The sequence below is a fragment of the Actinomadura sp. NPDC000600 genome (assembly GCF_040492135.1).
Classification (GTDB): domain Bacteria; phylum Actinomycetota; class Actinomycetes; order Streptosporangiales; family Streptosporangiaceae; genus Spirillospora.
The window spans coordinates 115,119-137,761 of the sequence record NZ_JBEUPD010000024.1 but is presented as its reverse complement, the minus strand read 5'-3'; the positions used below and the strand labels follow the sequence as shown (position 1 = coordinate 137,761).

Annotated in this window: 17 protein-coding genes; 9 read left to right on the top strand and 8 right to left on the bottom strand. The window is 72.5% G+C overall.

All coding sequences use genetic code 11. The features are described 5' to 3' along the window. A partial coding sequence (locus tag ABWI07_RS29825; protein ID WP_353820550.1) for a hypothetical protein occupies nucleotides 1-185 on the top strand: 185 nt, incomplete at its 5' end. Between the two features lie 20 nt (nucleotides 186-205). On the opposite strand, the gene ABWI07_RS29820 is transcribed toward ABWI07_RS29825, so the two are convergent. The 3 genes from ABWI07_RS29820 to ABWI07_RS29810 all read right to left on the bottom strand — a co-directional run bounded on the left by ABWI07_RS29820 (nucleotide 206) and on the right by ABWI07_RS29810 (nucleotide 2,235). Continuing rightward, nucleotides 206-1,012 (bottom strand): SAM-dependent methyltransferase, encoded by an 807-nt coding sequence (locus ABWI07_RS29820; RefSeq protein WP_353820549.1) that lies wholly within the window; start codon nucleotides 1,010-1,012, stop codon nucleotides 206-208. A gap of 286 nt (nucleotides 1,013-1,298) precedes the next feature. Next, on the bottom strand, nucleotides 1,299-1,667 hold the full coding sequence (locus ABWI07_RS29815; RefSeq protein ID WP_353820548.1) for an HIT family protein: 369 nt from the start codon (nucleotides 1,665-1,667) through the stop codon (nucleotides 1,299-1,301). Nucleotides 1,668-1,827: 160 nt separating this feature from the next. Further along, nucleotides 1,828-2,235: a MarR family winged helix-turn-helix transcriptional regulator gene (locus ABWI07_RS29810; protein WP_353820547.1), complete on the bottom strand. Its 408-nt coding sequence runs from the start codon at nucleotides 2,233-2,235 to the stop codon at nucleotides 1,828-1,830. A gap of 97 nt (nucleotides 2,236-2,332) precedes the next feature. On the opposite strand from ABWI07_RS29810, the gene ABWI07_RS29805 reads away from it, so the two are divergent. The 3 genes from ABWI07_RS29805 to ABWI07_RS29795 all read left to right on the top strand — a co-directional run bounded on the left by ABWI07_RS29805 (nucleotide 2,333) and on the right by ABWI07_RS29795 (nucleotide 7,393). After that, complete coding sequence (locus ABWI07_RS29805) at nucleotides 2,333-3,247, top strand: amidohydrolase family protein (protein WP_375708316.1); 915 nt, start codon at nucleotides 2,333-2,335, stop codon at nucleotides 3,245-3,247. A gap of 94 nt (nucleotides 3,248-3,341) precedes the next feature. Then, nucleotides 3,342-4,859, top strand: a complete 1,518-nt coding sequence (locus tag ABWI07_RS29800) for an acyl-CoA synthetase (RefSeq protein ID WP_353820546.1) — start codon at nucleotides 3,342-3,344, stop codon at nucleotides 4,857-4,859. Nucleotides 4,860-4,900: 41 nt separating this feature from the next. Beyond that, nucleotides 4,901-7,393, top strand: coding sequence for an ATP-binding protein (locus tag ABWI07_RS29795; protein ID WP_353820545.1), 2,493 nt, complete (start codon nucleotides 4,901-4,903; stop codon nucleotides 7,391-7,393). Between the two features lie 71 nt (nucleotides 7,394-7,464). Here the strand turns inward: ABWI07_RS29795 and ABWI07_RS29790 are convergent, their stop codons facing one another. From ABWI07_RS29790 to ABWI07_RS29775, 4 genes are all read right to left on the bottom strand, one after another. After that, complete coding sequence (locus tag ABWI07_RS29790) at nucleotides 7,465-7,881, bottom strand: LppU/SCO3897 family protein (RefSeq protein ID WP_149256926.1); 417 nt, start codon at nucleotides 7,879-7,881, stop codon at nucleotides 7,465-7,467. A gap of 23 nt (nucleotides 7,882-7,904) precedes the next feature. Further along, nucleotides 7,905-8,513, bottom strand: coding sequence for a carboxymuconolactone decarboxylase family protein (locus ABWI07_RS29785; RefSeq protein ID WP_353820544.1), 609 nt, complete (start codon nucleotides 8,511-8,513; stop codon nucleotides 7,905-7,907). Further along, nucleotides 8,513-8,905, bottom strand: a complete 393-nt coding sequence (locus ABWI07_RS29780; protein WP_353820543.1) for a rhodanese-like domain-containing protein — start codon at nucleotides 8,903-8,905, stop codon at nucleotides 8,513-8,515. Before ABWI07_RS29780 ends, ABWI07_RS29785 begins: the two co-directional genes overlap by 1 nt. Before the next feature lie 123 nt (nucleotides 8,906-9,028). Then, nucleotides 9,029-10,519, bottom strand: coding sequence for an MFS transporter (locus tag ABWI07_RS29775; protein WP_353820542.1), 1,491 nt, complete (start codon nucleotides 10,517-10,519; stop codon nucleotides 9,029-9,031). Nucleotides 10,520-10,881: 362 nt separating this feature from the next. On the opposite strand from ABWI07_RS29775, the gene ABWI07_RS29770 reads away from it, so the two are divergent. The 5 genes from ABWI07_RS29770 to ABWI07_RS29750 all read left to right on the top strand — a co-directional run bounded on the left by ABWI07_RS29770 (nucleotide 10,882) and on the right by ABWI07_RS29750 (nucleotide 19,313). Then, nucleotides 10,882-13,212: a sensor histidine kinase gene (locus ABWI07_RS29770; RefSeq protein ID WP_353820541.1), complete on the top strand. Its 2,331-nt coding sequence runs from the start codon at nucleotides 10,882-10,884 to the stop codon at nucleotides 13,210-13,212. Then, complete coding sequence (locus ABWI07_RS29765; protein WP_149256921.1) at nucleotides 13,212-13,592, top strand: DUF742 domain-containing protein; 381 nt, start codon at nucleotides 13,212-13,214, stop codon at nucleotides 13,590-13,592. The genes ABWI07_RS29770 and ABWI07_RS29765 overlap by 1 nt, the downstream gene beginning before the upstream one ends. After that, nucleotides 13,573-14,889, top strand: coding sequence for an ABC transporter substrate-binding protein (locus tag ABWI07_RS29760; protein ID WP_353820540.1), 1,317 nt, complete (start codon nucleotides 13,573-13,575; stop codon nucleotides 14,887-14,889). The genes ABWI07_RS29765 and ABWI07_RS29760 overlap by 20 nt, the downstream gene beginning before the upstream one ends. Before the next feature lie 186 nt (nucleotides 14,890-15,075). Next, nucleotides 15,076-17,142 (top strand): outer membrane protein assembly factor BamB family protein, encoded by a 2,067-nt coding sequence (locus ABWI07_RS29755; RefSeq protein WP_353820539.1) that lies wholly within the window; start codon nucleotides 15,076-15,078, stop codon nucleotides 17,140-17,142. A 14-nt stretch (nucleotides 17,143-17,156) separates the two neighbouring features. Further along, nucleotides 17,157-19,313 carry an outer membrane protein assembly factor BamB family protein gene (locus ABWI07_RS29750; RefSeq protein ID WP_353820538.1) on the top strand — a complete coding sequence of 719 codons (2,157 nt, stop codon included), beginning with the start codon at nucleotides 17,157-17,159 and terminating at the stop codon, nucleotides 19,311-19,313. A gap of 22 nt (nucleotides 19,314-19,335) precedes the next feature. Here the strand turns inward: ABWI07_RS29750 and ABWI07_RS29745 are convergent, their stop codons facing one another. Continuing rightward, nucleotides 19,336-22,365: a glycosyl hydrolase gene (locus ABWI07_RS29745; protein WP_353820536.1), complete on the bottom strand. Its 3,030-nt coding sequence runs from the start codon at nucleotides 22,363-22,365 to the stop codon at nucleotides 19,336-19,338. Nucleotides 22,366-22,643: the final 278 nt, after the last annotated feature.

Genomic DNA, 22,643 nt, shown 5'->3' with positions numbered 1-22,643 from the left:
ACGTCACGCGCCTGGTCGAGCAGGCCGCGGCCACGACCGCCTCGTCGGTCTCGGCCAACACCGACTACCTGCTGGCCGGAGACAACGTCGGCGCCGCGAAGACCGGCAAGGCCGAGAAGCTGGGAGTCAAGGTCGTCCACCAGGACGAGCTATGGCGCTGGCTGACCGAATCCGGCGTCATCTGACCCCACCACCGCCGCGGAATTCAGCTTAGGCGGCCGATGCCGCCGTAGAGCCATTTGCCGACCTGCTTGGCCGGTTTGTCTGTTTCGTCGTTTTCGGGGTTCCAGGTGTCGATGGTGACCAGGCCCGGATCGACGAGTTCGAAGCCGTCGAAGAAAAGTGCGATGTCTGACTTGTTGCGGAAGTAGATGGGGGTGGGGGTGGCCGCGTAGGCGTTCTCGATCTGGTCGACGGCCGCCGGGGCGTGCCCTTCCGTCGTCACATGCGTCGCGGCCAGGTGGCTGCCCGGCGCCAGGGCCTCGCGCAGGGGGGCCATGACGCCCTCCCGCTCCTCCAGGGTGAGGAAGTGGGTCATGGCGATCATCAGCACGCCGACCGGGGCAGTGAAGTCGATCAGGCCCGTGCTCCTCGCGTGGTCGAGGACGTCGGCGGGCCGGCGCATGTCGGCCTGGGCGACCGTGGTGAACTCGTTGGTCGCGAGGAGCGCGCGCCCGTGCACCAGGACCACGGGATCGCTGTCGACGTACACGACGCGGGCGTCCGGGACGATCTCGTGGGCTATCTCGTGGGTGTTGCCGACGGTCGGCAGCCCGGAGCCGATGTCCAGGAACTGCCGGATTCCCCGGCGCGCCATGTACCGCACGGAGCGCCGCAGGAAGGAGCGGTTCTCCTTGGCGAGCTCGCCGATCTCCGGCATGGCCCGCGCGACCCGTTCCGCGGCCTCCCGGTCGACCTGGTAGTTGTCTTTCCCGTTCAGGTAGTAGTCGTACATGCGAGCGACGCTCGGCCGAGTGAGATCGATCTCCGGTGTCGAACCACCCTCGGCCACGTGCGCCTCCGCTCAAGATCAAGTTATTGCCGAAGCGAGCCCGGCCCGCCTTCCGCAAGGCGGCCGCGTCACCCGGGACGGTCAATCGCGTCCGGTGCAGCCCCCTGCAACGGACGGGACATAACGAGACCTCATGGTCTCCGATAAGGAATATAGCGCGATTCCTTACGACGATGAGGTGCCGGACGAAACGAAAGTCCACATTCCCTCGCTGGAACCGACGTGCCGGTTGCAGGCCCGGCGCGACAGGGGGCGGGTCCTGCGTGCGCTCGACCGAGGGGTTGTCTCACACTTCGTCCAGCGAGCCGGGCAAGGCGGCTCGGAGTCGCCGGCACACCGCTTCAACTGCGACCTCGTCCGGCACTGCCCCTTCCCGGAACATCGCCATCTGCAGTGCGGGCCCGAACGCGTCGAACCGGGCCATGTCAGCCTCCGTCGCGGGCTGCACCACGAAATGCAGGTGACCCGGCACGGCATTCGCATGGGACCAGAGGCATACATAGACCTGCGCCGGCTGGACGACCTTGGTCACCGCTGTGGCCACCCGCTGAAGCAACGGCCCCAGAGCCGCGCTCTCGACATCGTTCAGCTCGGCGACATGGACGATGTGCCGCACCGGCTTGACCACCAGCGTTCCCAGTCCGAGCGGGCCCACCGAGTGCTCAACCACCCAACCCGACCACTCCGCCAGACGGCCTCCCGGAAGAGGACGGACCCCAGCAAGAAGATCGCACGCGAGACATCCGGCGACAGGTCCCATAGGGCGCAATCCTCCAAGGTTTGCCGCCGACGAGGCCGCGGTTTGTACGCGATGGTCAGGTGAGGGCGCGCCAGGCTTGGGAGAGGGTTCGGCGCAACTGCTCCTCCTGCCGGGGCGACAGGTCGCCAACCATGCGCTCCTCCAGGCGGCGGACCGGCTCGGCGAGGTCGGCCAGCAGCTCGCGGCCGGCGCCGGTGAGGTGGATGGTCAGCTCCCGGCGGTTGGCGGGATTGCGCTCGCGTTCGACGAACCCGCGGCCCTCCAGGGTGCGCACGATGTCGGCCATCGACTGGGCCGAGACGAACGAGTCGCGGGCGAGCTGGGCGGTGGACAGCCCGTCGTGCCGTTCCAGGACGGTGAGGGCCGTGTACCGCAGCGCCGTGATGCCCGCCGGTCGGACGATCTCGTTCAGGCCGGAGCGCATGGCCGGTTCCAGCGGGTTGACCATGTAGAGCAGCGACATGACACTGCGAAGTGACAGGAATCCTGCCGGTAGGGGAGGGGTGACGGCGTGCGGCCGGACGGCGGAGCCGCGTGCGTGAGCGGGCTCGGAGCGGCCCGTGGCGAAGGGCCCTGACGTGGCGGGCCTCGCCATCGACGTCGACGAGCTGATCGCGATCGACGTCCACACCCACGCCGAGGTGTCCAGGGACGGGCACGCGTCGCTGAGCCCGGAACTGCTCGGGGCCTCGGAGAAGTACTTCAAGGCGCACGGGCACCGGCAGCCGACGATCGAGGAGATGGCCGCCCATTACCGGGAGCGGAGGCTGGCCGCGGTGGTGTTCACCGTGGACGCCGAGCACGCCACCGGGTGGCCGCGCATCTCCAACGAGGAGGTCGCCGAGAGCTGCGCCGAGCATCCCGACGTCCTCATCCCGTTCGCGAGCGTCGACCCGCACAAGGGAAGGGCCGGCGTGCGCGAGGCCCGCCGCCTGGTCGAGGAGCACGGTGTGCGCGGGTTCAAGTTCCACCCGAGCATCCAGGGCTTCGCCCCCGACGACCCGCTCGCCTACCCGCTGTACGAGGCGATCGAGGAACTGGGCGTCCCGGCGCTGTTCCACACCGGTCAGACCGGCATCGGCGCGGGAGTGCCGGGCGGCGGCGGCATCCGGCTCAAGTACTCGAATCCGATGCTGGTCGACGACGTCGCGGTGGACTTCCCCGACCTGCGGATCATCCTCGCGCACCCCTCGTTCCCCTGGCAGGACGAGGCCCTGGCGGTCGCCACGCACAAGCCCTACGTGTACATCGACCTGTCGGGCTGGTCGCCGAAGTACTTCCCGCCGCAACTCGTCCGCTATGCCAACACCCTTCTCAAGGACAAGGTGCTGTTCGGCTCCGACTACCCCGTCATCACCCCGGACCGCTGGCTCTCCGACTTCGGCGCGCTCGAGATCAAGCCGGAGGTACGACCCAAGATCCTCAAGGAGAACGCCGCCCGCCTGCTCGGCCTCAGCGCCGGCGAGGAGCACTGATGACCACCGCCAGCGGGCTGGACGGGACAAGGACGCGTGGCGGTGACTCGGCCATAGCTCCCGTCCGTGGCCGAGGTCCGGATAGGGGGACGAGATGCTGAACCTGGGAACGGGCTCGTGGCCCATGCGCAGGGCGCGGCGCGCACCGGAGCGGGTCGCGCTGCGCTACCGGGACCGGGAGATCACCTTCGGCGAGGTCGCCGAACGGTCGACCCGGCTGGCGCACGCCCTCGCGGAAAGGGGCGTCGAGAAAGGCGCCCGCGTCGCCTACCTCGGCCACAACCATCCCGCGTTCGTCGAGTCGATGTTCGCGGCCCACCTGCTGGGCGCGGTCTTCGTGCCGCTGAACTTCCGGCTCGCCGCCCCCGAACTCGACTACATGCTGGGGCAGTCCGGGACCGAGATGCTGATCCACGCGCCCGAGTGCGACGCGGCGCTCGGCGGACTGGAGTCGTACACGGGAGCCAGGGTGCCGCTGGCCTCGGAGTACGAGGGCCTCCTCGCCGGCGGAGCGACCGAGCCCATCGACATCCCGCTCGGGCTCGACGACCCGGCGCTCATCCTCTACACCTCGGGCACGACCGGCCGGCCGAAGGGAGCCGTCCTCACCCACGGCAACCTGGCGTTCAACACCTTCAACATGTTCGTCGACGTGGACATCCGCGAGGACGAGGTCGCGCTCGTGGCCGCGCCCCTCTTCCATGTGGCGGCCCTGAACCAGCTGCTGCTGCCGACCTTCATGAAGGGCGGCACGTCGCTGCTGATGGAGGGCTGGGACGTCGACGGCTGCTTCGACGCGATCGAGCAGCACGGCGTCACGTGGGTCTTCGGCGTCGCGGCGATGTTCGCGGGGCTGGCCCAGTCGCCGCGTTGGGCCGCGGCCGACCTGTCCTCGCTGCGCCACGTCATGTCGGGCGGCGCGCCGATCCCCACGCCGCTGATCCGCGCGTACCAGGAGCGCGGCATCGTGTTCTGCCAAGGCTACGGCCTGACCGAGACGGCACCGGGTGCCACCTTCCTCGGCGCCGAAGGCAGCATCGAGAAGGCCGGTTCCGCGGGCACACCGTGCTTCTTCGCCGACGTCAAGGTCGTCCGCCCGGACCTGTCCGAGGCCGGTCCCGGCGAACCGGGCGAAGTTCTGATCAGCGGGCCGAGCGTCACCCCCGGCTACTGGGACGACCCCGGGGCGACCGCGGCCGCGTTCACCGCCGACGGCTGGTTCCGCTCCGGCGACGTGGCCTTCCGCGACGAGGACGGCCACCTCACGATCGTGGACCGGCTCAAGGACATGTACATCTCCGGCGGTGAGAACGTCTACCCCGCCCAGGTCGAAGCGGTCGCCGCCGGCCATCCGGCCGTCGCGGAGTGCGCGGTGGTCGGCGTCCCGGACGAGAAGTGGGGCGAGGCCGGAGCCGCCTTCGTCGTCGTCCGCCCGGGGGCGTCGCTCGTGCCCGACGAGTTCCGCGCCTTCCTGCGCGAGCGCCTGGCCTCCTTCAAGGTGCCGTCCCACGTGCACCTGGTCGAGCAGCTGCCGCGCACAGGCTCCGGCAAGGTGAGGAAGTCCACCCTGCGAGCCCGGTACGCGACCGCTTCCCGTCCACCGACCTCGTGAACCTGTGGGGATCCGCCCGCTGAGAACGGGATACTCCAAGGGTGGGATCGGACGTGTTTCCGGACGAGCTGCGGGCGGCGGGGGTGACGCCCCGCGAGCTGGAGATCTTCTGGCTCGTCGGGGACCGCCTGCACAACCGGGAGATCGCCGACGCCCTGCACGTGTCGGAACGGACCGTGGAGAGCCACGTGTCGGCCCTCCTCCGCAAGCTCGGTGGCGCGGACCGGCAGGCCTCCCCGAACCGGCAGGTCCTGGTCGAGGCGGCGGAGCGGCTGAAGGCGCTCCGGGACGCCGCGCCCCGGCCCAAGCCGATCTCCTCGTTCGTCGGGCGGGACAAGGAGATCGACGACCTGCGCCGGCTCGTCGGCGCCAACCGGCTGGTGACGCTGACGGGGCCCGCCGGGACCGGCAAGACCCGGCTGGCGCTGCGACTGGCGGACCTGGTGACCGCCCTGCCGCCCGCCGTCCTGGTCGACCTCGCCCGCGTCCCGCGCGGGCAGAACGGGGAACGGGAGTTCGCCGACGCCCTCGGCCTCGTCGCCGGGGACCCGGGCCGCCCGCGCGCCCGGATTCGCGCCGCGCTCGCGAAAGGGCGGCACTGGCTCCTCGTCGACAACTGCGAGCATGTGGCCGACGGTGCGGCGGCACTCCTCGCGGACCTGCTGGCCACCACCCGCGGCCTTCATGTGCTGGCCACCAGCCACGGGCCGCTGCGGGTGGCGGGGGAGGTCGTGTACGAGATCCCGCCGCTGCCGGTCCCTGGGGAGGGGGACGATCCGGCGGCCGTGCTGAGCGCGGCGTCCGCGCGGCTGTTCGCCGACCGCGCCGCCGCGGTCTCGCCCGGCTTCGCGGTCACCTCGGACAACGCCCGGCACGTGGCGGTGATCTGCCGCCGGCTGGACGGCCTGCCGCTGGCGATCGAACTCGCGGCCGCCCGGACCCGCGTGTTCTCCGCGGCGGAGCTGCGGACCCGGCTGGACGACCGGTTCGCGGTGCTGACCGACGGGGCGCGCGGAGCACCGGCCCGGCACCGCACCCTGGAGGAGGCGCTGAACTGGAGCTACGAGCTCCTGAGCGGGGAGGAGCGGCTGCTGTTCGAACGCTGCTCGGTGTTCCCGGCGGCGTTCGACTACGACACCGCGACCCAGGTCCTCGGCTACCCGCCGCTGGGCCCGGCCGCTCTCGTCCAGGTCTTCCCGCGCCTCCTGGACCGCTCGTTGATCTCGCGGCGCCGGCAGGACCAGGCGACCGAGTACTGGCTGCTGGACAGCGTCCGCCAGTTCGCGCACCGGCGACTGGAGGCGAGCGGGGCCGCCGAACCGGCACGCGAGCAGCACGCCCGCCACCACCTGGGGCAGGGCGTGGCCGCGCTGACCGGCCTCTGCGGGCGCGACCAGGCCGCCGCGCTCCGCTGGTTCGGGCGCCACTGGGCAGACCTGCGAGCCGGGATGCGGTGGGCCCTCCAGCAGCCGGAGCCGACCCTCGCGTGGGAGTTCCTCGCGGGCATCTGCACCGGATGGGAGGTGCTCGGCGCCCGCGGCGAGCTCTTCGAATGGCTCGACGCCCTGCTCGATCGTCCGCTCCCGCAGGGCTCCCTGGGCGTCCGAGCCGCGATCACCTGCGCCTTCCTGCTCGACTACCAGGACACCGAACGGGCGCGCTCATACGCCGAACAGGCGTATGAGCGCGCCGAGAACGCCTCGGAGCACGACCGGGCGCTGGCCCTCCTCGCCCTCGGCTGGACGTCGAGGGCGGCGGCGGTGGCGCAGGGCAGCGAGTTCGACGTCCTCGAACGGGCCGTCGCCCTCTTCGAGCGGCTGGACGACGACTGGCACCGCGCTCTGGCGCTGTTCCGCCTAGGCCTGGCCGTGCCGGACACCCCGGCCGCCCTGACCCGGCTGGCGGAGGCGGCCGACCTCTTCGACCGACTCCACAACCCGGTCAAACGCTCCAATTGCCTCTTCCATATGGCCAACCTCGCGATCGAGGACCGCGTCCGTCTCGACGATGCCGCGACCTGGCTGGCCGAGGCCGGCCGGCTGGCCGGGGCCGGCGGCAACGAGCACGAGCGCCTGCACGCCGAGATCGCCCTCGCACGGCTCGACCAGGCGCGCGAGGACCACGCAGCCGCCGAACCCCGGTTCACCCGGCTGCTCACCGAGTTCCGGCAGATCGGCGACCTGCGCTGCGCGGCGCGGTGCCTCCACGGCCTCGGCGGCGCCGCGGCCTCGGCAGGCGACCACGGGCGGGCCCGGCGGCACTTCGCCGAGGCCCTCGAGATCGCCGTGGGCCTGGGCGACCGGAACGTGCTCGTGACGAGCCTGCTCCTGCTCGCCGACTCCGACCACGCGACCGGACGCCCCGACCGCGCCGCGATCCTGCTGGGCGCCGCCGAGAATCTCGCCCCGACGCCCACCGAGACCCCGGAGCCTCCGCTCCGGACCGCCCTCCGCGAATACCTAGGACCCACCGGGTTCGCCACGGCCCTTGCCACCGGCCGAAGCACCCCGCTCACCGCCCTGCACTCACTGTGAGGGAATCCGCCGCGCTCATGTAGTTCTTGTCTTTCGCGACCGTGTGCCCGAGTGGTCGAGAAATCGTCCGGTCACGGCCCCGTGAGGCGGCCGAGGCACAGGACATAGCCTTTGCCGCCGACCTCGCCCTTCCAGAAGGCGCTCGTGGCACCCGGGAAGGGACGGCAGATGGTGCTCGAGCCGACGGAGAACTGAACCTGCGTCTTGTTCTCGACCTTGCCCACCACCTTGAACGCGGCGTTGGAGTCGGTGCACCTCACGACCTTGACGCTGTCGCCGTCCCGGGCGACGCAGTCCCCGGCCTTGGCCGCGTCAGGTGCGTTCTTGGTGGCAATCCGGACGAGCACGAGAGCACCGATGATCGCGAGGAGGAGCACCATCCCGGCGATGCGCTTTGCGGCCCTTCCCTTGCGTGCGCGCGGCGGAACCGGCGGCTGGTGCTGATACGGCTGACCAGAGGTCGGGTACGGAGTCGGAGGGTTCGCCATCACGGCCACTTTCATCGGAGTCGTCAGGTGAGCTTCGAGGGCTCGTCCTCGATCGGACGGCCGTAGGTCACGGCGTCGAGGACGGCCGGGGGAGCGGTGGCGCGGAAGGCGGCATCAGGGCGTGCGCCGAGCGCGCCGTTGACGGTCGAGAACGCGATGCGCAAGGCCGCGAACACCGTGATCGCGAAGATCTCGGGATCGTCCCAACCGGCGTCGCGCAACTCCTGGACGTCTTCCCCCGCGGTGGCGTGGGGGCTGCCGGCGACCTTCCGCACCCAGCCGGCCATGGCCCGCTCCCGGGCGGTCAGCCCGGTGTCGGTGCCGCGGAGCACGGCGGCGGCCGTGCCCGCATCGCTCGCCTCCGCCAGCCGGGAGCCCCAGGCCAGCGAGCAGTACGAGTCGCCGGCGGCCGACGCGCACGCCGCGACGAGGACGCCCCGTTCCCGGAAGCTCAGCCCGGCCGCCGTGCCGGCCTCCCGGAGCAGCTCGAAGAGCCCGGCGACGAGGTCGGGCCGGTAGGCCCACAGCCTGGAGGTGTTCATGACGTGGCCGGTGTCGGCGACGTCCTCGTCGAACATGCGCCGCGCCTCGTCGGTCGGAGGAGGGGCGGCGAGGAAGCCGATCTCCTTCATCAGTGTTCCGCCGCGAAGGTGACCGGCCGCCCCTGCTCCTTCCACGCGGCCAGCCCGCCGTCGAGATGCGCGACGTCGGTGTAGCCGAGTGCCTGCAGCGTCTGCGCGGCCAGCGCCGACCTGCCGCCGGAGGCGCAGTAGAGGATCGTCCGCGCGGAGGGGACGAACTCCTCGCGGTGATACGGGCTGGCCGGGTCCGCCCAGAACTCCAGCATTCCGCGGGGCGCCGCCACCGCCCCCGGAATGGCGCCCTCGCGGCGGACCTCGTCGGGCTCGCGGAGATCGACCAGCGTCACCCCGCCGCCCTCCAGCGCGTCGGCGACCTCTGGCACCGACATGTTGCGCACCTCGTCCCGTGCACGGGCCACCAGATGCCGGACGGAACCGCTCATCGCCTCACCTCGAACTCTCGGGTGTCCATGCCTTCCATCTGACAGGGGTCCGGCACGAGGCGCATCCGTGCTCAGTACGGAGACGGCTTCCGTGGAGCGCCGCCATGCGCATCCCCGTCCGACCTACGGGATCAGGCGACGGCTTGCTCGATCGCTTCGCCGGTCGTTGGTGTCGGGGGACGGTTCGGGGCGGCGGGTGAACCTGAGAGCGGCCACGATGGTGAGGGCGATCCCGATGGCCGCGGCGAACACCGCGGTCCGCAGTCCGTCGGCGGTGGCCGCGCGCAGGGCGGGTCCGGTGACGCCTTCGGCGGGGGAGTTGGCGATGGCGACCAGGACGGCGAGGCCGACGGCACCGCCGACCTGCTGGGTCGTGGAGGCCACCGCGGAGGCGATGCCCTGCTGGTGGCTCGGGGTGGCGGCGGTGGCCGCGCCGAACATCAGGGTGTAGCCCGCGCCCTGCCCGACGCCCAGCACGATCAGGCCGGGCAGCAGGCTCAGGTAGGAACTGCCGGTGCCGAGGCTCGCGCCCAGGATGAGGGTGCCGGTGCCGCCCACGGCCAGGCTCGCCAGCATCGCGGTGCGCGGGCCGCGGGCCGTCGCCAGACGCCCGGCGATCTGGGATCCGGCGACGATGGCGGCCATCGGGACCAGGAAGGCCAGCCCGGTGTGCAGCGCGTCGTATCCGCGCACGGCTTGGAAGTGGACGCTCAGGAAGTACAGCAGGGTGCCGAACGTGCCCATGTACAGGAACGTGACCAGTGCCCCGGTGGACAGGTCGCGGCCGCGTAGCAGCCGCAGCGGCAGCAGCGGGTCGGTGCTGCGGGCCTCGATCGCGGCGAACGCCCCCAGCAGCGCCGCGCCGAGCCCCGCCGCACCCACCACGGACGGCGCGTCCCAGCCGGACTCGGGCCCCTGGACGAGGGCGAACACCACCAGGGTCGTCCCGGCCGTGGCGGTCAGCGCGCCGGCCACGTCGAACCCGCGGCCGGCCCGCCGGGCGGTGCCGCGCGGGACCAGCGGCAGCGCCAGCAGCGCCGCCGCGGCGGCCAGCGGCACGTTGACGTAGAACACGGCGGCCCAGCCGAACGCCTGGGTGAGCACGCCCCCGAGCAGCGAGCCCAGGATCATGCCGCTGCCGCCGGCGGTGCCCCACACCGCGAAGGCGCGGTTGCGTTCGCGTCCCTCGGCGAACCCCGTGGACACCAGCGTCAGCGTGGCGGGGAACAGCAGCGCCCCGCCCATGCCCTGCACCGCTCGCGCCGCCACCAGCGGCACCGGGGAGCCGGCCAGCCCGCCCGCCAGCGACGCCGCCGCGTACAGCGCCAGCCCGGCCACGAAGACGCGGCGCGGACCGAACAGGTCGACGGCGCGGCCGCCCAGCAGCAGGAACCCGCCGAAGGCCACCGCGTAGGCGCTGACCGCCCATTGCAGGGTCTGCGCCGAGAAGGCCAGCTCAGAGCCGATCTCCGGCAGCGCCACGTACACGATGTTGTAGTCCAGGGAAACGATCAGCTGGGCGAACGCCAGCAGTGCCAGTGCCGCGGCCGGTCGCCGGAAGCGCGCCGGTCCGTTCCGGCCGGCTGCCGTTCGGAGGTCGTTCTCACGCGTCATGACCATCACGCTAGGAACCCGATAGACCTTGGATCGGGTGCATTTCGAGACTGGAATCACGGGTCAATCCGGGGAAACCGATCGCGGGCGCGGTCCTGGTCCCCCGATGGCCGGAGAGGCCGGCTCGGGATTGGACCTCCCGGCGTCCGGCGGCCCCTTGCCTCCGGTGGACCGCTGGCCGGATCGCGCCATTGACCTGGCATATCGCCAAATAACACGAATGTAACAATCCAAGCCAATGGCGCAAAAAGGGCGAGTGGTTCGCCATGGTGGGCTACGTTCGGCAGCGCAAAAGTGAGCTGCGTCACAGTGATCAAGCGCGGATCGGCGGGACGCGGACGCTGCCGGCGACGGGAGGCGTGATGGCGCGGCGAGCACGTTCGGTCCGGACGAGAATCGTCACCCTCCTCGTCCCCCCGATCATCGCGCTGGTCGCCCTGTGGGCCTTCGCGGCGGCCACCACGCTCGGGGACGCCCTGCGGCAGGCGCGGTCGCGGACCTTCACCGAGAAGGTCGTCCGGCCGACCGACGCGATGATCGACACGCTGCAGGACGAGCGGCGCATGTCGCTGTCTTACCTCGGGGACGACTCCACCATCGGCCGGTCGGGCTTCGACGCCCAGCGGGCGAAGACGGACCGGACCCGGGCGGCGTTCCGCAGGTCGGCCGCGGACCCGTCCATCCGCGGCGCGGCCACCCCCGAGACCCGGCGGCGGATGGTCGATCTGGCCGCCTCCCTGAGCGACCTGGAGAGCGTCCGCGACTCGGTCGACCGGCGGCAGATCAACCGCGCGCAGGCCCTGGCCCGCTACACCGGGTTCATCGACCAGGCGGCCGAGATCTACGACGAGACCCGCTCGTCCGACGAGCGCATCCTGCGCGACACGCGGGTCCTCGACCTCCTGGAGCGGGCGAGGGAGAGCCTGTCGCGGGAGGACGCGCTGATCACCGGCGCGCTGACGGCGGGAAGGCTGAGCGAGGACGAGCACCGGTGGCTGGTGGAACTGGCCGGGACCCGGCGCTTCCTCTACGGCGACTCGACCGGTGCCCTGGCCGACGGCGACCGCCGGCGGTACGAGGCGATCATCGCCGGGCCCGAGTTCAGCCTGTTCCAGCAGCTGGAGAGCCGGCTGATCCAGGTGGGCCCCACCGAGGGGCGTCCGCCGGTGGACGTCGGAGCCTGGCACACCTCCACGGAGGCGGTGGACATCCAGCTGGCCGAGCTCTCGTCCCGGATCCGCACGGCCACCGCGGCGCGGGCGGCCGACAAGGCGGACTCGGTGCTGCTCCGCCTCGCGCTCGCCGGCGGCGTCGGGCTCCTCGCCGTGGTGGCCGCCATCGTCATCGCGGTCCGGATGGGGCACCGGCTGATCCGGGAGAGCCGCGGCATCGCCGACGCGGTCGCCGCCTTCACCCGGGACCGGATCCCGGCGATCAGCGAGCGGGCCCGCCGCGGGGAGCCCGTGCCCGGGGAGGACCCCGGGCCGGCGACCGAGTTCGCCGTCACCGAGATCGGCAGGATCGACGCCGCGTTCACCGAGGCGCGCATGGCCGTCGTCCGTGCGTCGGAGAGCGAGGCGGCCGCGCACAAGCGCATCAACGACGTCTTCCTCACCCTCGCGCGGCGGAACCAGTCCCTGCTGCAGCGCCTCCTCGGCCTCCTGGAAGGGATGGAGCGCGACACCGAGGACCCGGACGCCCTGGCGGCCCTCTTCGAGCTCGACCACCTGGCGACCCGGATGCGCCGGCACGCGGAGGGCCTGGTCATCCTGTCCGGACGGCCGTCCGGGCGGAGCTGGCGCCACCCGGTCCGGCTGATGGACGTCGCGCGCGCGGCGGCGTCGGAGGTGGCGGACTACACCCGGGTCGAGGTCGTGCCGATGGGACGCACGGCCCTGTCCGGCCGCGCCGTCGCCGACACCATCCACCTGCTGGCCGAACTGATCGAGAACGCCGCCGTGTTCTCCCCGCCCACCACCAGGATCCGGGTGACCGGCGGGGAGGCCGCGCACGGTTTCGCGATCGAGGTCGAGGACCGCGGGCTCGGGCTCTCCGCCGAGGAACTGGAGCGGCTGAACGGGCTGCTCGCCACCGATCCCGAGCTCGACTTCGACGACTCGGTCCGGCTGGGGCTGTTCGTCGTGGCGCGGCTCGCGGCCCGGCACGGCATCAGGGTGGTCCTGCGCTCCTCGCCCTACGGGGGCGTCGTCGCGATCGTGCTCATCCCCCACGAGCTCGTCGTCGAACTGCCCGCCATGGGGGAGGGGAGCGCCGAGGACGGCTCCGGCGAGCACAGGTCGCTGGTCGCCGTGTCCGGCATGGCGGAGACGGCCGGGGAGGGGCATCGGACCCGGTCTGCTCCCGGCCCGGTCCCGGCCGTCGAGGGGGCGCCCGCCCCGGACCCGCTCGCCCTGGAGGGAGGCCGCGAGGAGAGCGGCGCGGAGACCGGGCAGCAGGCCGAGGGCGAGCACGGACTGCCCAGGCGGCAGCGCCAGCGGAGCCTCGCCCCGCAGCTCCGCGAGGCACCGCCCGAACCGGGCGGCGCCGCACCGGTCGACCGGCCCCCGGAGGCCGCCGGGCACCTGCTGGCGGAGATGCAGAGCGGCTGGCGGCGCGGCCGGGCGGAAGCCGGCGGCGACGCCGGCCCGGCCGTCCCCGGGAGCCAGCCGCCGCCCGGCTCCGGCGGTGAGTAATGCCCGGGGAACCGGACGAACTGTGGGTCGACGAGCAGGCCGGGCCCGTCGTCCGCCCCTTCGCGGTGGCGAGGGGCAGGACACGGCAGCGGGGCGCCGCGCTGGACCTCATCGCGGTGGTCGTCACCGCCGAGGTGCCGATGCCGGACCCCCGGACGCTCGGACCGGAGGACGAGCAGATCCTCGAACGCTGCCTGCGGCCCCGGACCGTCGTCGACCTGGCGGCGGACCTGCGGCTGCCGGTCGGGGTCGTCCGCGTGCTGCTGAGCGACCTGCTGGACCGCGGGCTGGTGACCGTACAGCGGCCGGCGGCGCCCCGGACGGGGCCCGCCGACCGGCGTCTTCTGGAGGAAGTGATCAATGGTCTCCGTGCGCTGTGACTTGCCGCGGGTCAAGGCCCTGCTGGCGAGCGCCGTGCTGCTGGCGACGCTGGGGACCGCCGGATGCGGCGACTCGGACGGCCTGCTCGCGTCGAGCGCGCCGGGAGTGACCCGCGAGCCCTGCCCGCACGCGGTCAACGAGGCGCACGGCTGCATCTACCTCGGCACCCTGTCGGATCTGAGCGACGGGCCCTTCAAGGCGCTGGGGGTCCCGGTCACCCGGGCGCAGCGCGCCTTCTGGGACCGCGTGAACCGGCAGGGAGGCATCGCCGGCTACGACATCGACGTGGTCACCTACGTCCGCGACAACCACTACGACCCGCGGGTGCAGGCCAGGGCCTACAACGAGATCAAGGGCAAGGTGCTCGCGCTGGCGCAGACGCTCGGATCGCCGGTGACGGACGCGATCCTCGGCTCCCTGCGGGCGGACGCGATGGTCGCGCTGCCCGTGTCCTGGACGTCGAAGTGGGAGTTCGAGGACAACATCCTGGAGTCGGGAGCCTCGTACTGCTTCGAGGCGATGAACGGCGTCGACTACGGCGCCGACCACCTCAGGGCCAAGAGCGTCATGGCGGTCCACTACGCCGGGGACTACGGCGACGACGCGGCCGCCGGGGCGAGGATCGCCGCCGCGGCGCGCGGGCTCTCCTTCACCGACGTGCCGACCGCCCAGGGGCAGCCCGGCAAGAGCAGCGCGGAACAGGAGGAGGCCGTGCGGGCCATCCTCGGGAAGAAGCCCGACCTCGTCGTCCTCACCACGAGCCCCGTCGACGCGGCGACCATCATCGGCAAGACCGTCCGGGGCGGCTACACGGGGCATTTCATCGGCGACAACCCCACGTGGTCGAAGGGCCTGCTGCAGAGCCCCGCGATCGACGCGATGAAGGAGCGGTACATCCAGGTCGCACCGTGGAAGCCGTTCGCGACCGATTCGCCCGGCCACGCCGCGATGCGGCAGGCGGTCGGCAGGGTCGAACCGGACGACGCCTACACCACCGGATGGGTCCTGTCCTACCCGCTGAAGGCCGCCCTTCAGCGGGCGATCGAGGACAAGGACCTGAGCCGCGAGGGGCTGCTGAAGGCCGTGCGCTCCATCAGGTTCGTCGACTACGAGGGCATCCTGCCCGCCGAGGCCGGGAACTCCTCCGGCTCCCCGAACTCCTCGGCGTTCCGGCAGACGGTGCTCGGCAGGCCGGACCAGCACGAGTTCACCGGCATCAAGGTGATGACGGACTTCGCGGCAGGCCCGACCGCCCGGAGCTACCAGCTGAACGCCCCCTGCTACACCACCGGCTGACGGGCGCCCTTCTCCCCGGTCCGAGCAGGGGGCGCAAGGGCCCGGCGAACCGCCGCCGCGTCTGGGAGAATCCACCGGTCTCACCGCCGATCCGTGCGAACGGGGCGGTGCGCACCGGCATCTCACTCCACGGACGATCATGCGGTCCGCGGAGGGCGCGGGACGGGGAGAGAGGGTGGGGCGGGCATGGAGCCGCTGCGGTCCGGTGATCCACGGCGGGTCGGCGGCCACCGGCTGCTGGGCAGGCTCGGCACCGGCGGCATGGGCCAGGTGTTCCTGGGGCGTTCGCCCGGCGGGACGCTGGTGGCGGTCAAGCTCGTCCATCCGCAACTGGTCGAGGATCCCGACTTCCGGGCGCGTTTCCGGCGCGAGGTCGATGCCGCCCGGGCCGTGAGCGGCGCCTTCACCGCGCCCGTCGTCGACGCCGATCCCGACGCCGCCCTGCCGTGGCTGGCGACCGCGTACCTGCCGGGCGTCCCGCTGGACCTGGCGGGAACGCTGCCGGCCCCCGCCGCCGTCGCGCTGGGCGCCGGGCTCGCCGAGGCGCTGGTGTCGATCCACCGCGCCGGCGTCGTGCACCGCGACCTCAAACCGTCCAACGTCATCCTGGGGATCGACGGGCCCAAGGTGATCGACTTCGGCATCGCCCACGCCGCGGACGCCGCCGCCGTCACCCAGGCGGGCTTCGCCGTCGGGTCCCCGGGCTTCATGGCGCCGGAGCAGGCCCGCGGAGCGCCGACGGGGCCGGCCGCCGACGTCTTCTCCCTCGGCGCGGTGCTGGTCTTCGCCGCGACGGGCGCCGGCCCCTACGGGCAGGGACCGCCCCACGTGCTGATCTACCGCGCCGTGCACGAGCGGCCGCGTCTCGGCGCCGTCACCGACCCGGCTCTGCGGGCCGTCGTCGAGGCCTGCCTGGACCCCGACCCGTACAGGCGGCCGACCCCGGACCGGCTGCTCCATCAGCTCGCACCCCTCGTGCCGCAGAGCACCGACCTGCACGGTGTCGGCTGGCTGCCGGACGCCGTAGCCGCTCGCGTCCTCCAGGCCGGAACGGACGTGCCCGACCTCCCGCGCACGGTGCCCGCGTCGGGCGGGGAGCCGGGGCGGCGGCGGTTCCTGCTCCTGGGCGGGGCGGCCGCCGGCGTCGTGCTGGGCACCGGGGGAGTCGTGGCGCTGGTCCGGGCACTCCAGGAGCCTTCGGACGGGCCCGGCGCGCGGACGCCGACCGTGCCGTCCGCCGCGTCCTCCGTGCCGGCCGCGCCCGCTCCCATGCGAGACGGCAAGGTGCTGTGGAAGCGCTTCTCCGGCGACGAATACCTCGTCTCCACACCGGCGGTGGCAGGCGGACAGGTCTTCGTGGGCAGCGAGAAAGGGGGCCTGCTGGCATTCGACGCCAAGTCCGGCAAACCGCGGTGGAAGTACCGGACCGCACGGCGGATCGTCACCGGTCCCGCCGTCGCGTCGGGCCTCGTCTACGCGCTTTCCCAGGATGGCGTCCTGCACGCGGTCGATGCCCGCACGGGCAGGCTCAGATGGCAGCGTACGGTCGGGGGCACCCAAGCGGACCCCCTAGTCGCCGGGGGGCTGGTTTACTGCGGCGGCGACGCCCTCCAAGCGCTCGACGCGTCCGGGGGCGCCGTCCGATGGCGGCGCGGCGGGGCCGATCGGACCCCCGCCGTCGCCGACGGGGCCGTATACGCTCCCGGCCGTAAGAGCCTCACCGCCTACGACGCGTCCACCGGCCGGCCCCGATGGACGTACCCGTCCCCCCAGGGCGTCCAGGACACCGCGGCGGCGAACGGCATGGTCTGCTTCGCCGACTTCCAGGGCGAGAAGGTCCACGCGGTCGCCGCCCGTACCGGCAAGCGGCGCTGGACGTTCGACATGGGCGAGACCGCCACCTCCCGCCCGGTCGTGACCGACCGCCTGGTGTACGTGTGCGACTACGGCGGGAAGGTCTCCGCTCTGGATCCCGCCACGGGGACGATGCGCTGGCAGGTCCAACTGGACGGGCAGATCCACGAGAACCCCGTCCTGACCGGCGGCGTCCTGTACGTCCCGAGCGGGGTCTATTCGGACGGATGCGTGTACGCGGTCGAGGCCGCCACCGGCCGCAAGGTGTGGCGGTTCCAGACCGACGAGGGCATCGAGTCCGGTGTGGCCGTCGGAGACGGGATCATCTACGCCGGCTGCAAGGACGGGTACCTGTACGCTCTCGACGCGCGCGGTGGATCAAGCACCGCGACCGGCTGAGAGACGGAGAACCGATGTCCGCGACACGTCCGGGAGACCCGCGGCAGGTGGGGCCCTACCGCGTCGTGGCCAGGCTGGGCGCGGGCGGCATGGGGCAGGTCTTCCTCGGCCGCTCGCCCGCCGGCCGGACGGTCGCCATCAAGATCATTCATCCGGCCATGGCGGAGGACGGCGACTTCCGGGCCCGGTTCCGGCGCGAGATCACGGCGGCCCGCGCGGTCAGCGGCGTCCACACCGCCCCGGTGGTGGACGCCGACCCCGACGCCTCGCCGCCGTGGCTCGCCACGACGTTCCTGCGCGGGCTCTCCCTGGAGGACGCCGTCGCGGCGCACGGGCCGCTGCCGCCCCCCGCGGTCCGCGCGCTCGGCGCCGGGCTCGCCGAGGCGCTGGTGTCGATCCACCGCGCCGGGATCGTGCACCGCGACCTCAAACCGTCCAACGTGATGCTCACGCCCGAGGGCCCGCGCGTCATCGACTTCGGCATCGCCCGCCCGAGCGAGGCCACCGCGCTGACGCGGACCGGCGTGGCCCTCGGCACCCCCGCCTACATGTCCCCCGAGCAGGCCGCCGGCGAGGCGGTCGGGCCGCCGTCGGACGTGTTCTCGTTCGGCGCCGTCCTGACCTACGCCGCCACCGGTGCCGGCCCGTTCGGACGGGGCGCCGTCCACGAGCTGGTGTACCGCGTCATGCACCTGCCGCCCTACCTGGACGGCGTCGCCGATCCCGGTCTCCGCGCGCTGATCGCGGCATGCATGGACAAGGATCCTGCCCGCAGGCCGGGTGCCGACTGGCTGCTGGCGCAGCTGTCCGACGACCCGGCCGCCGCCGCGCAGGGCACGCAATGGCTCCCGCCGCCCGTCGCGCACGACGTCGCCCGGCGGGGCGAGCCCGCCGCCCCCCGCGCCCCGGGCCGTCGCGTCTTCCTGGCCCTCGGCGCGGGCGGCGTCCTGGCGGCCCTGGCCGCCGGCGGGACCGGCGCCTTCCTCCTGCGACGGGACGACTCCCCGGTCCGCTGGACGTTCGAGCTGCCCGACAGCACGTACATCAGGACGCGGCTCGTCGCGTCGGGCCGGACCGTGTACGCGTTCGGCTCCGCCGGGCTGGCCGGCCGCACGTTCGCGCTCGACGCCCGGACCGGGAAGCAGAGGTGGCAGGCCGACTTCACGGCGGCCCGCGAGTCGTCACCGGCCCTGCTCGGCGGCCGGGGCTTCCTCTACGACTCCACGGGCCGGGAGGCCGTGGTCGGGTTCGACGAGGCGACCGGCAAGACCCTCTGGACCCAGCCGCTGAAGACCTTCGGACTCGCGCCCGCCCTCGTCGCCGCGTCCGGGGTCGTCTGCCTCACCGGCAGCAGCGGCACCGGGGAGTACGGGCTGTACGGGTACGACGCCGTGAGCGGCCGGCCGCGCTGGCAGTACCGCGTGGACGGCCTGCTCCAGACCCAGGCGGTGCTCTCGGGCGGCATGTGCTGCTTCGGCACGGGGAAGGGCTTCGTCTACGGGATCGACCTCGTCACCGGCAACGCGCGCTGGCAGGTGCGGACGGGCGCCGGCTCCAGCACGACGCCGATGGCGGCGGGCGGCGTGGTGGTGGTCATCACCGAGGACGGCTCCGTCCTCGGCCTCGACGCGGCGACCGGCCGGAAGCGGTGGAGCGTCGCCCTCGGCGGCGCCGCGGCGTCCGAGCTTGGGAAGGGAGCCCCGGCGGGAGTCGCCGGCGGCACCGTGTTCGTCGGCGGCCAGGACGGGACCCTCTACGCCATCGATCCGGCGTCCGGGCGCCTGCGGTGGAAGCGCTCCGTCACTGGCGCGGCCGGCAATGAGGGGTCGCGCGACTTCCTGGTCCCCGCGGTGGGCGGAGGGCTCGCGGTGGTCACCGACAACGACGGCCGGATCGTCGCCCTGGACGCCGCCACAGGCACGCCCCGCTGGGAGCGCGAAGTCGGCCAGGGGCAACGCGAACGACCGCTGATCCTGGGATCGCTGGTGTACTACGGCGCCGTCGACGGCCTGTCGGTGCTTGATCTGCCGACAGGCCGCCTACGTCGCCGCTTCGATTTCGAGGACGTCCTTCGCACGGTGGGTACGGCGCAGTACTACACCGCGATGGGCGGCACGGTGTACTGCGTCGTGGACGGTGCCGTCGTCCAGGCGATCCGCTCCGAGCCGTGACGCCGCCGAAAGGGGAGTGCGGTCAGTTGTAGGGGAGGGTGACGACGGACTTGTCGCCGGTGCCGAGGGTGGTCGGGTTGGTGCCGATGGCGTTCCAGACCTCGATCCTTACGGTGCCGCCGTCCAGGTCGCCTAGAGACCCGGTCGCCGACTCCAGGCCGGTGCGCTGGGTGTAGTGCTCGTAGCCGGGTACCGGGTCGGTGGCGAAGTAGTGGTAGGTCTCCACCCTGTCCCAGGTCCCGTCACCGGTGCGGTCGTAGGAGATCCGCACCTGGGGGCCGTTCCCCACCGCGGTGCCGGCGTCGACCGCGAGATCCAGGGCGGTGGCGCCGCCGTTGTACTTGAGGGTCACCCCCTCGGCGGTGAAGGTCACCGGGTCGGTCGGCGTCCCGTCGTGGGTCTGCCCGCCGGCGGACGCGAGGGTGGCGGTGCCGGTCGTGCCGGGGGCCGGCAGCACGCTCCCGTCGCTCTGCGGGTACAGGGTCGGCTTCCAGGGCGTCCCCGTGGGCGTGACCGTCGGCGTGATCGTCGGCGTGGGCGTCCCGCCGTCGTCGCCGCCTCCGGTCGCACTGCCGCCGCTCCATTCGTTCGCGCCGGAGGCGACGGTCTTGCCGGGGGGCACGGCGAGGGTCGTGCCGTCGGAGAAGTGGACGGTGAGGTCCGTCGAAGTGATGTTGGAGGCGACGTACGTCCGTTCGCCGTTCTTGGTGAAGACGCTGCTCAGCGGGCTGTCCGCGGTGACGCTCGTGTCGACGTGCCCCAGCGCGGCCAGGTTGCGGATCCAGTGGAAGGTGTGCGCCTTGCTCTCACCCTCCTCGGACGTGAAGCCGCTGTTCGCGCGGAAGTCGGCCAGTGCCCTGTCCCCGTCGCCGAGCGCGAGGAACTCGTACCAGATGTCGGTCCAGGAGAGAGGCTGGGTGGCTCCGCTGTTGGTCAGCATGTCCTTGTAGTCGGTGAGCACGTAGTCGTGGTCGTATCCGAGGTACAGGTGGCCGCCGGTGACGGGCAGCAGGTTGATGCCCTGGATCTTGGCGGGATCGGCGGAGAACCAGGTGGAGTACGCCGCGCCGTCGCTCCACACCATGCCGACCTCGTTGTGCGGGAAGTCGCGGGGGAAGACCTGGTCCTTGGTGTCGAACCAGTAGTCCTGGATCGCCGCCGCCTGCGTCGTGTACATGTAGATGCCCGCGTCGCGGACGGCCTTGTTCCCGGTGGCCTGGCCCCATTGGATCAGGGCGTTGTCGAAGTTCATGCCCTCCGACGACGACTCCTGGTTGTTGCCGGCCGCGAACGACCCGTGCCCCGACGCCCAGTCGTGGCCGCCGTAGATGTCGAAGTCCCGCAGGTAGGGGAACCGGGTGTCGGCGCGGTCGTAGTTGTTCGCGTCGCGGATCAGCAGGTCGACCATTCCGCCGTACCGGTCCTCGGACGCCCACTGGGGGTCGAACTTGGCCAGGGTGGCCGCGGCGGCGATGTAGTAGCCGTAGTGGAAGTGGTGGTCGTTGAGCTCCTGGTCCGACCCGTAGGAGGCCGGGTAGCCGATGAGGGTGCCCCAGTTCCGGTCGTAGTAGAAGAGGTGCGCCGTCTTCCCCGGCGAGGCGGTGAACCAGTCGGTGAGCTTGGACCTGATCGCCGACAGGGCGGCGTCGCGTACCGCCGTGTTCCCGGTCTGGTCGGCGATCTCCGCGAGGCGGGCGGCGCGCCCCAGGCCCTTGCCGGTCCAGTACGTGTCGTCGCTGACCTGCTTGGTCGGGTCGGACTTCTCGGCGGCGAGGTAGTTCTGCAGCGTGGTCGCGTCGGATCCGCCGGAGTCCGCGACCGCGGGCACCTCCGGGAGCACCCCGTGGAAGACCATCGAGGTGGTGAAGGACTCGATCCCGGTGAGCACCTTGAGGGCGCCGCGCGGCGAGACGTACGCCTGCGGCAGCGGGGTGCCCGACGCCAGGTACCGCCACTGGTGGGGGAGCAGCGCCGCGACCGTGCCCGTGCCGCCGCCTTCCATGGCGGTGGTGGTGTAGGTGTAGGTCGTCGTCACGGTGCTCTTCGCCTCGTCGTACCGGTAGGAGGCCTTGGTGCCGGTGACGTGGTCGTATGCGGACTTTCCGTAGGTCGTGGCCAGGCTCTTGCGGTCGTCGTCGCTGGCCGACGCGGTGGTCGGCAGGACGGCGACGGAGAAGTAGTCCTTCCCGGCGAGCGACGAGCTGATCGTCGAGCCGCTGACCGTCCAGGTCGCTCCGGACGGGGCGTAGGCCGCGTAGTCGTGGCCGTTGATCGTGTAGCCGATCCAGGATCCGCTGTTGGACCAGACCGTCGGGGCGGCCCCGCCGGAGGCGGTGAGCTGCGCGTTCCCTCCGGACGTGCGGAAGTACGCGAACGGCAGGCCCTTGCCGACCGTGGCGCGCAGGGAGCGCGCCCCGTCGCTGAGGTACGGGCTGACCGTCCAGTCGCTCCAGCCGTCGACCTTGACGTCGGGGGCGTTCAGCTGCGCCACCCCGGCGACGAAGTCCTCGCGGTAGGGGAAGTGGTACTCGCCGGGACCGGTCGCCGAGCCGCTGATCGACGGCGTCGTGGTGTAGGAGAACCCGAGGCCGCCGGCCTGCGCGCGGAAGGTCAGCGGATTGGCGGCCAGCGGCTCGCCGTACGCGCAGTTCGTGCGCTTCCACAGGATGGACGACCACCAGTCGTTGGTGGGCACGGCACCGGACGGGGCGTTCGCCGTGACCCACTGGCGCGGGTCGGTCGAGATCGAACCGCAGCCCGAGGGCAGCGGGCCGACCTGGGTGGTGGTGTAGCCGCCTGCGCCGACGGTGTCGGCGGCGGCGTCGCCGGGACGCAGGGCCGCGAAGCAGAGGACTCCGGCGACCAGCGCGGCGACGCCGGCGGCGAGCAGGGCCTGGTACGGCCGCCTCGCGCCGGCGGGGCCGCGGGCGGTGCCCGGCGGCGGTCCGGAAGCGGGGGCGCGGCCGGGCGCGGAGAGCGCACCGAGCAGGCGCGCGCGGGCGCGGCTCGGCCGCCGGCGACCTGGTGGCCGGGACATGTCGGACGCGTTCATCGTTGACGCCTCCCAAGATCTGTTCCGCGGGGCGTCCGGAAGCGGACGCCGTGCGGAGGGGGGTGGGTTGGAGGGCGGGCGGGGTTCGCGAACGGCGCCACTGAGAGAGCGCTCTCACACAGGAGAGCGCAATCTTGCGGCGCCGTCAATACCGAATCCCGGACACGCGCGATGGGAGGGCAATCCAGGTTTCTTGTAGGCGAACCCGTTGACAGCCGACGCGGCGACGCCCCACTCTCTTCGGAGAGCGCTCTCTCACCAACAGACGCACACTCGGC

Coding starts and splice junctions, on each gene's coding strand:
- ABWI07_RS29810 (WP_353820547.1), bottom strand. CDS start 2,235: ATGTCGCTGCTCTACATGGTCAACCCGCTGGAACCGGCCATGCGCTCC.
- ABWI07_RS29800 (WP_353820546.1), top strand. CDS start 3,342: ATGCTGAACCTGGGAACGGGCTCGTGGCCCATGCGCAGGGCGCGGCGC.
- ABWI07_RS29790 (WP_149256926.1), bottom strand. CDS start 7,881: ATGGCGAACCCTCCGACTCCGTACCCGACCTCTGGTCAGCCGTATCAG.
- ABWI07_RS29785 (WP_353820544.1), bottom strand. CDS start 8,513: ATGAAGGAGATCGGCTTCCTCGCCGCCCCTCCTCCGACCGACGAGGCG.
- ABWI07_RS29780 (WP_353820543.1), bottom strand. CDS start 8,905: ATGAGCGGTTCCGTCCGGCATCTGGTGGCCCGTGCACGGGACGAGGTG.
- ABWI07_RS29775 (WP_353820542.1), bottom strand. CDS start 10,519: ATGACGCGTGAGAACGACCTCCGAACGGCAGCCGGCCGGAACGGACCG.
- ABWI07_RS29770 (WP_353820541.1), top strand. CDS start 10,882: ATGGCGCGGCGAGCACGTTCGGTCCGGACGAGAATCGTCACCCTCCTC.
- ABWI07_RS29765 (WP_149256921.1), top strand. CDS start 13,212: ATGCCCGGGGAACCGGACGAACTGTGGGTCGACGAGCAGGCCGGGCCC.
- ABWI07_RS29760 (WP_353820540.1), top strand. CDS start 13,573: ATGGTCTCCGTGCGCTGTGACTTGCCGCGGGTCAAGGCCCTGCTGGCG.
- ABWI07_RS29755 (WP_353820539.1), top strand. CDS start 15,076: ATGGAGCCGCTGCGGTCCGGTGATCCACGGCGGGTCGGCGGCCACCGG.
- ABWI07_RS29750 (WP_353820538.1), top strand. CDS start 17,157: ATGTCCGCGACACGTCCGGGAGACCCGCGGCAGGTGGGGCCCTACCGC.
- ABWI07_RS29745 (WP_353820536.1), bottom strand. CDS start 22,365: ATGAACGCGTCCGACATGTCCCGGCCACCAGGTCGCCGGCGGCCGAGC.